This is a genomic window from Rhodoferax sp. UBA5149, from assembly GCF_002413825.1.
Lineage (GTDB): Bacteria > Pseudomonadota > Gammaproteobacteria > Burkholderiales > Burkholderiaceae_C > Rhodoferax.
In genome coordinates this window covers 1-6,861 of the sequence record NZ_DHXT01000155.1, presented here as the reverse complement: position 1 = coordinate 6,861, position 6,861 = coordinate 1, and the positions used below count along the sequence as shown (strand labels likewise).

Sequence of the window (6,861 nt, the reverse complement as noted above, 5' to 3'; positions counted from 1 at the left end):
GTGCTGGACAGCGCCAGTCCCAGGCCGCCCACCAAGGCAACTCGCCAGCCCACGCCCAAGCCGACGGCAAGCAGGGTCAGCAGCAGGGCGCAGCCCAGCACCTGAGCACTGCCCCAGCCAAAAATCGGACGCCGCAAGCTCCACAGGCGTTTGGGTTCCAGCTCCAGCCCGACCAAAAACAGCATCAGAACGACGCCGAATTCGGCAAAGTGCAGGATGTCTTCCACGTTGGTGACCAGCCCCAGTCCCCACGGGCCGATGGCGATGCCGGCCGCCAGGTAACCGATGATGGACCCGAGGCCCAGGGCCTTGCTCAAGGGCACGGCGATGACGGCCGCGCTGAGGTAGATGAAGCTGTTGACCAGCCAGGTGGGGGCGTGTTCCATGTCAGTCCCTAGTCGCTCTCAGGTCGATCGGCCAGCGGCACGTCGCAGGCGGGGCAGGCGTCGATCTCGTCCATTTCGGGCCAGCGCGGGTAGCTTTGCAGGCGTTGCCGGAATAGCGCCAGATGGTCGGCGACTTCCCCCTCAGTCGCGCTGTGGGCGCCGTGCAGGATCAGCGGCGGCAGGAAGCGCATGCCGCACAGCACCGCCGTTTGCTCATAAGGCGGCAAGAAGGCATCGAAGAAATAGCGGTTGTAGCCCTGCGGGTGATACGAGCTGGCCGGCCCGCCGGTGGTGGCCACCAGCCACAGGTCTTTGCCGCGCAGCGCCTCACCGCCAACGCCATAAGCCCAGCCGTAGCTCAGCACGTCGTCCAGCCAGAGCTTCTGCAGCGCGGGCATGGAATACCAGTGAATCGGGTGCAGCAACACAATCAATTGCGCGGCCGCCAGGCGCGCCTGCTCGGCGGCGACGTCAATGTAATAGTCCGGGTAGCGGGTGTACAAGTCGTTGGTGTCGACCTCGGCCAGGGCGCGGGCGCTCTCCAGCAGGCGCCGGTTGACGCGGGATTCGCGCCAGTTGGGGTGGGCCGCGATGAGGTAAATGCCCGGACTTGTTGCGGGGGCTGGGGGTTTTGGGGTGGGTTCATCCATACCGCTAACATAGCGCAAAGTTCAATATCAAGGAGCGCTTTATGCCAGTGGTCGTGGTTGCCAATCCAAAAGGCGGTGTGGGCAAGTCCACCCTAGCCACCAATATTGCGGGCTATTACGCGGCGCGGGGCCGGGCCGTGATGCTGGGCGACGCCGACCGCCAGCAGTCCTCGCGCCTGTGGCTGGGGCTGCGCCCGGCCGCCGCGCGCCCCATCGCCACTTGGGACGTGAGTGCCGACCTGGTCGCCAAACCACCCAAAGGCGCGAGCCATGTGGTGCTGGACACCCCGGCGGGCCTGCACGGCTGGCGCTTCAATGACGTGATGAAAATCGCGAACAAGGTGATCGTGCCCCTGCAGCCCAGTATTTTCGATATTTTTGCCACGCGGGCGTTTCTCGATCAGTTGCTGCAGAACAAGCACTACGACAAACTGCAAATTGGTGTGGTCGGCATGCGGGTGGATGCGCGCACCATCGCCGCCGACAAACTGCATGAATTTGTCGACACCCTGGGTTTGCCGGTGTTGGGCTACCTGCGCGACACGCAAAACTACATTCATCTGGCGGCCCGCGGCCTGACCTTGTTTGATGTGGCGCCGGCCCGGGTCGAAAAAGACCTGGCGCAGTGGCAGGCGATCTGTGAGTGGCTGGAGACTTGATGGGTGGAGGACGGCGCCAGCTCGTTTGATGTCGCTGCCGCCACTTTGTCACGCAGCTGACAAACGATTCAACCGCACATCGCTACAGTGGGCTCATGAAAACATTCCAAACCCTCGCCGAACTGTCAAGCCTTGCCGGACAGGAAGTCACCGTCTCCGACTGGATCACCATCACGCAAGAGCAGGTCAACCAGTTTGCGCAAGCCACTGGCGACCACCAGTGGATTCATGTCGACGTTGAGAGAGCCAAAGCCGGGCCCTTTGGTGGCCCGATTGCGCACGGTTTTTTGACGCTGTCGCTGATTCCCAGGTTTTTTGAGTCGTCCATGAAAATTGTGGAAACCCGCATGGGCGTCAATTACGGCCTGAACAAGGTGCGCTTCATGGCGCCGGTGCCGGTGGGCAGCCGCCTGCGCGCCCGCATGAAGCTGCTCAAAAGCGAGCCCATAGACAACGGCGGCTCACAAATGAGCTGGGAAGTGGCGATCGAGCGTGAAGGCGCTGTCAAACCGGTGTGCGTCGCCGAGTCCATGGCGCGGCATTACCCGTAACCACGTTTCTTTGAGACGAAAAAAACCCGCCATCATGGCGGGTTTTCAGAGAAGCGCAGAGGCTTGGCTTTACACACTGCGTCCAGACATGAAAGCAACTGCAGCTGTCACGCTTTGCTTGGGCAATGCGCCATTTTTCCGTGCCGCCAGGTACTCGGACTGAACGGCTTCACGGGTCACGGTGCTCGGAGTTGCCGCGTCGCTGTGTCCAGACATCAAAGCAACCGCAGCTGTCGCGCTTTGCTTGGGCAATGTGCCGTTTTTCCGTGCCGCCAGGTACTCAGACTGAACGGCTTCGCGGGTCAGAGTGCTCGGAATTGCTGCGAAGTCATAGAAGGACGCGTCGCTGTTGGGGGAGGTGGCAGCGAAGCTGGTACCTGCGATCAGGCCGGTGGCGAGGATCAAAGCGGTTGCGGCGAACTTGGTTTTCATGATGGTTTCCTTCAAAAGTTGATAGACATTTCCAGGCAGGGCGGGCATCAAAAAGCTCTCGTCTTGTCCAGCCTCGGTGAGTCGTCTATGTGGTTTCGGCTCATCGATGGACTGAAGTTTAGGCGGGGAGAGGTGTTTTAAAAACCATATGGTCAGTAATTAACCATTGCTAAAACTGCAATAATCCAGCAACTCCAAATCTATTTGTTTTAGCCATGGACCGTCTTTTATCAATGCGGGTGTTTCAGCGTGTGGTCGATGAAGGGGGCTTTGCCGCCGCAGCCCGTGCCATGGACATGTCGCCCGCAGGCGTGACCCGTCTGTTTGGCGATCTGGAGCAGCATCTGGGCGCACGGCTGATGCACCGTACCACCCGTAAACTGGCGCTGACCGAAGTGGGTGAGGCCTATTTGCTGCGCGTGCGCGGCATTTTGAACGAAATTGACGATGCCGAGGCGGCTGTGGGCTCTAGCACGCAAGAGTTGCAAGGCACGATTCGTGTCGTGACGTCCTCCGTGCTGGCATCCTATTACCTGGCGCCCTTGATCGCCAAATGGCGCGAGCGTTATCCCAAAGTCTCGTTGGAGATCGCGATCGACCCCTTTCCCCAATCGCGGGTGGATGAGTTCGACATGACTTTCATGGCCGTGGACGAGGGCTACGACGCCAACGTGGTGGCGAGGCCTCTGGCCACTACAGAATGGATCGTCTGCGCCTCGCCCGACTATTTGAAGCGTACCGGAACACCGCTCACGCCGCAGGATCTGGCGCAACGTGACTACCTGAAGTTTCCCTGGCAACAGGGGGGTGGATCCACCAGTCGGCGTCTGCGCCTGTCGCACTTGCCGGGGACATTGGAGCCGGTGGACGTGGAGATGCAGGTGGCTTTGCAGTCGGTCAGTTTTGACGTTCTGTACCGCGCAGCGCTCGACGGTGCCGGAATCGCGGTCCTGTCACGCCTGCTGGTGTCCCGGCAACTGGAAACGGGCGAGCTGGTGCATCTGCTGCCAGATTGGATTTTTGGGCGATTGACAGTCTACGCGGCGGTGCCCTCGCGCAAACTGATACCGGCCCGTACCCGTGCTTTTCTGGACTTCGTCAGCGAGTGGGCGCCGTCGCTATTGCGGCGCCCGACAAGCGCTTGATGGCGCTGCGCTTTGGCCTAGAGGCCGATGGGCGTACCGCTGGCTGAACCAAACCCGTTTTGCCGCCACGCCTCAAACACCGTGACGGCGACGGCGTTGGACAAATTCAGGCTGCGCTGGCCCGCCACCATGGGCAGCTTCAGGCCCTGGGACGGGGCAAACGATTGGCGCACCGCTTCGGACAGTCCGTGTGTTTCCGAACCAAACACCAGCCAGTCGCCCGCGGCAAACTGCGCGTCATGCACGCCTCGGGTGGCGCGCGTTGACAGGGCGAACATGCGCTCAGATGTCGGCTGTTCGGTGTCCAGAAAGGCCTGCCAGCTGGCATGGCGTTTGAGTTCAGCGTACTCGTGGTAGTCCAGCCCGGCGCGGCGCATGTGCTTGTCGTCCATTGAAAATCCAAGCGGCTCAATCAGGTGCAGGGTGCAGCCGGTGTTGGCCGACAGGCGGATGATGTTGCCGGTGTTGGGCGGGATTTCGGGTTCGACCAGGACGATATGAAACATGGGGCAATGTTATTCGGTGCGCGCGATGACCAGCCCGGTGATATGCGCCGCACCGGCCGCGCGCAACACCCGTGCGGCGGCAAAGAGCGAGGCGCCGCTGGTCATGACATCGTCCACCAGCACCAGTCGTGCCCCCTTGAGCCGCTTGAGCAGCAGGGGTTCCACCGCAAACGCATCCCGCACGCTGGCCAGCCGCTCGCTGCGCTGGAGCGAGCTCTGGGGCGGCGTGTCCTTGATGCGAAGCAGCAGGCGACTGTCTGTTTTTTCGGACGCGAGCTGCCTGGCCAGTGTCAGCGCCTGGTTGAAGCCGCGCGTCTGCAGACGGGTTCTTGACAGCGGCATGGGCAGCACGGCGTCGGCGGCGTCCAGGGCCGGTTCCACCCATGGGGCGCTGCGCAGCAACAAGGCAAAGGCGCTCGCGTGGCCCGGATGTTGGTGGAATTTGTAGCCCACAATCAAATCGGACCAGGGGTAGGTGTAAGACACGGCGGCCAGGCAGGCGTCCAGCGGCGGCGGGGTCTTGACGCAGGCGCCGCATTGTCTGAGGCCCAAAGGCACCGGCAGGGCGCAGGTCGAACAGCGCGGCTGCGGCTGGGCGAAACGGTTCACGCAGGCCTCGCAAACCGGCTGCGTCGGCCAGGCGTGGCACACCATGCACTGGCTGGGCAGCGCATCCAACATCCCTTTGAGCAGTCCAGGAAACATCGAGTCAATATACTCTGGCGACTACACCCCAGCCCACACCATGTCTACCGAGCGTCCCCCCACCATCGACCCCCAAGCTGCCCGGCGCTGGCAACACATGCCTGCCGGGCCGTCCCCGTGGCTGCATGAGGAGGTGGCCCGGCGCATGGAAGAGCGACTCGAATGGATCAAGTGCCAACCCCAAAGCTGGGTGCACTGGGAGCCCGTGCGCGGCGGCCTGCAGGCGCATGCCTTGTTGGCACGGCGTTATCCGCAGGCGCAGTGTTTTGTGATGGAGGCCCACGAAGCCAAGGAAGAGTACGCCGCAAAAACAATCGCCAAATCCTGGTGGCATCCGGCCCGATGGACGGCCAAGTCCACACGTTTTGCGCCGCCGACCGATGGCGCCGTGCAAATGCTGTGGGCCAATATGGCGCTGCACATGACGGACGATCCGCAAGCCATGATGGCGCAGTGGCATCGCGCGCTGGCGGTGGATGGTTTTGTGATGTTTTCCTGCCTGGGGCCGGACACCTTGCAAGAGCTGCGCGGGCGTTATCAATCATTGGGCTGGCCGGCGCCCTCGCATGAGTTCACCGACATGCACGATTGGGGCGACATGCTGGCCGCCGCCGGTTTTGCCGAACCGGTGATGGACATGGAGCGTATCACCCTGACATTCGAGACGCCGCAGCGGCTGCTCGAAGAGCTGCGCGGCCTGGGACGCAATTTGCATCCGCAGCGTTTCCCCGCTTTGCGCGGACGGCGATGGCGCGATCAATTGCACCAGGCGCTGGCCAGCGCGCCGCTCCAGCTGACCTTCGAGGTCATCTACGGCCATGCCTTCAAGCCCCAGCCCCGTCTCGATGTGCGCCCTGAAACCACGTTTTCGCTGGCGCAAATGCGTGAAACTTTGAACCAGCGCAAAAGTTATCCGCGGAATCCTTGAGAAAAGGGCTTGACACCGCAAAAGCTCCAAAACGCGTGGGCTACAATAATGGGCGCAACGGTTGGGGGCGTCTCTGACTTTTGCGTTCGGAACTTGTTCGGAATGGTGTTCAGCAGGTGTAACGCATGACCGGCATGGTCTTTCGCTTTGTGGCAGCGCAAGGCAAGAGCATTCGCTGGTTCTTGCGACGCAATTGCACTCGTTCTGTTGTCTGCGTGGCTGGTATTGCTGGCCGTCGGTTCTGGTTTTTTTCCATACGCCCGGCGTGCCACGGATGGCGAGCGAATTTACTTTCGGGCTGAATGCCTCGTGGCGGCGCTTGAAAACGCTGGCAAGCTGTGGCGTGCCGGGGTCCGTCGCGAATGGATTCGTGTGGCGCCGAGATGGGGCGACCGATTGTTGATTGAGATGTCGGGTCAGATTTGGTTAATTTGAGGCAATGAAAAAGTGAGCATGATGAAGAGCATTTTCAATAAATTGGCGGGCATGCTGCTGGCGGCCAGTGCTTGGGCCGGCACGGTGGTTTTCACTGCGGCGTATGCCGTGAACGATTTGCCGGGCGGACCGGCGGTTCACCAGCTGAATATGCACCCGCCGGTCACCAAAATTGCCGAAGAGCAGGCCTGGCTTCACTGGTTCATGCTGATTCTTTGCACGGTGATCTTTGTGGCCGTGTTTGCCGTGATGTTTTATTCCATCTGGAAGCACCGCAAGTCGGTGGGTCACAAGGCGGCCAATTTCCATGAATCGGTGACGGTGGAAATCGTCTGGACCGTGGTGCCTTTCATCATTGTGATTCTGATGGCGCTGCCGGCCACCAAAGTGGTGGTGGCGATGAAGGACACGACCAACGCCGACCTCACCATCAAGGCGACCGGCATGCAGTGGAAATGGGGCTA

10 protein-coding genes are annotated in these 6,861 nt (G+C 61.3%); 5 read left to right on the top strand and 5 right to left on the bottom strand.

The annotated features are described in order from the left end of the window. Both B3V69_RS13555 and B3V69_RS13550 read right to left on the bottom strand, forming a co-directional pair. On the bottom strand, window positions 1–386 hold a 386-nt coding region (locus tag B3V69_RS13555), incomplete at its 3' end, for a cation:proton antiporter (RefSeq protein ID WP_296447372.1). Between the two features lie 8 nt (window positions 387–394). Continuing rightward, window positions 395–1,036 (bottom strand): NAD(P)H-dependent oxidoreductase, encoded by a 642-nt coding sequence (locus B3V69_RS13550; RefSeq protein ID WP_296447371.1) that lies wholly within the window; start codon window positions 1,034–1,036, stop codon window positions 395–397. Between the two features lie 41 nt (window positions 1,037–1,077). Between B3V69_RS13550 and B3V69_RS13545 the strand changes: the two genes are divergently transcribed. Beyond that, window positions 1,078–1,695 carry a ParA family protein gene (locus tag B3V69_RS13545; protein WP_296447370.1) on the top strand — a complete coding sequence of 206 codons (618 nt, stop codon included), beginning with the start codon at window positions 1,078–1,080 and terminating at the stop codon, window positions 1,693–1,695. Window positions 1,696–1,790: 95 nt separating this feature from the next. Further along, window positions 1,791–2,246 (top strand): MaoC family dehydratase, encoded by a 456-nt coding sequence (locus B3V69_RS13540; protein ID WP_296447369.1) that lies wholly within the window; start codon window positions 1,791–1,793, stop codon window positions 2,244–2,246. A 69-nt stretch (window positions 2,247–2,315) separates the two neighbouring features. Here the strand turns inward: B3V69_RS13540 and B3V69_RS13535 are convergent, their stop codons facing one another. Then, window positions 2,316–2,726: a DUF4148 domain-containing protein gene (locus B3V69_RS13535; protein ID WP_296447373.1), complete on the bottom strand. Its 411-nt coding sequence runs from the start codon at window positions 2,724–2,726 to the stop codon at window positions 2,316–2,318. A gap of 167 nt (window positions 2,727–2,893) precedes the next feature. Here B3V69_RS13535 and B3V69_RS13530 point away from each other — a divergent pair, with 167 nt between their 5' ends. After that, on the top strand, window positions 2,894–3,823 hold the full coding sequence (locus B3V69_RS13530; RefSeq protein ID WP_296447368.1) for a LysR family transcriptional regulator: 930 nt from the start codon (window positions 2,894–2,896) through the stop codon (window positions 3,821–3,823). Window positions 3,824–3,840: 17 nt separating this feature from the next. Here the strand turns inward: B3V69_RS13530 and trmL are convergent, their stop codons facing one another. Both trmL and B3V69_RS13520 read right to left on the bottom strand, forming a co-directional pair. Continuing rightward, window positions 3,841–4,329: a tRNA (uridine(34)/cytosine(34)/5-carboxymethylaminomethyluridine(34)-2'-O)-methyltransferase TrmL gene (gene trmL, locus B3V69_RS13525; RefSeq protein WP_296447367.1), complete on the bottom strand. Its 489-nt coding sequence runs from the start codon at window positions 4,327–4,329 to the stop codon at window positions 3,841–3,843. Window positions 4,330–4,338: 9 nt separating this feature from the next. After that, complete coding sequence (locus B3V69_RS13520) at window positions 4,339–5,034, bottom strand: ComF family protein (RefSeq protein WP_296447366.1); 696 nt, start codon at window positions 5,032–5,034, stop codon at window positions 4,339–4,341. Between the two features lie 40 nt (window positions 5,035–5,074). Here B3V69_RS13520 and B3V69_RS13515 point away from each other — a divergent pair, with 40 nt between their 5' ends. Together B3V69_RS13515 and B3V69_RS13510 are read left to right on the top strand one after the other, a co-directional pair. Next, window positions 5,075–5,962, top strand: coding sequence for a biotin synthase (locus tag B3V69_RS13515; protein ID WP_296447365.1), 888 nt, complete (start codon window positions 5,075–5,077; stop codon window positions 5,960–5,962). A gap of 456 nt (window positions 5,963–6,418) precedes the next feature. After that, window positions 6,419–6,861 (top strand): cytochrome c oxidase subunit II transmembrane domain-containing protein (locus B3V69_RS13510; protein ID WP_296447364.1); only part of this gene is annotated, 443 nt, incomplete at its 3' end.

Coding starts and splice junctions, on each gene's coding strand:
- B3V69_RS13550 (WP_296447371.1), bottom strand. CDS start 1,036: ATGGATGAACCCACCCCAAAACCCCCAGCCCCCGCAACAAGTCCGGGC.
- B3V69_RS13545 (WP_296447370.1), top strand. CDS start 1,078: ATGCCAGTGGTCGTGGTTGCCAATCCAAAAGGCGGTGTGGGCAAGTCC.
- B3V69_RS13540 (WP_296447369.1), top strand. CDS start 1,791: ATGAAAACATTCCAAACCCTCGCCGAACTGTCAAGCCTTGCCGGACAG.
- B3V69_RS13535 (WP_296447373.1), bottom strand. CDS start 2,726: ATGCCCGCCCTGCCTGGAAATGTCTATCAACTTTTGAAGGAAACCATC.
- B3V69_RS13530 (WP_296447368.1), top strand. CDS start 2,894: ATGGACCGTCTTTTATCAATGCGGGTGTTTCAGCGTGTGGTCGATGAA.
- trmL (WP_296447367.1), bottom strand. CDS start 4,329: ATGTTTCATATCGTCCTGGTCGAACCCGAAATCCCGCCCAACACCGGC.
- B3V69_RS13520 (WP_296447366.1), bottom strand. CDS start 5,034: ATGTTTCCTGGACTGCTCAAAGGGATGTTGGATGCGCTGCCCAGCCAG.
- B3V69_RS13515 (WP_296447365.1), top strand. CDS start 5,075: ATGTCTACCGAGCGTCCCCCCACCATCGACCCCCAAGCTGCCCGGCGC.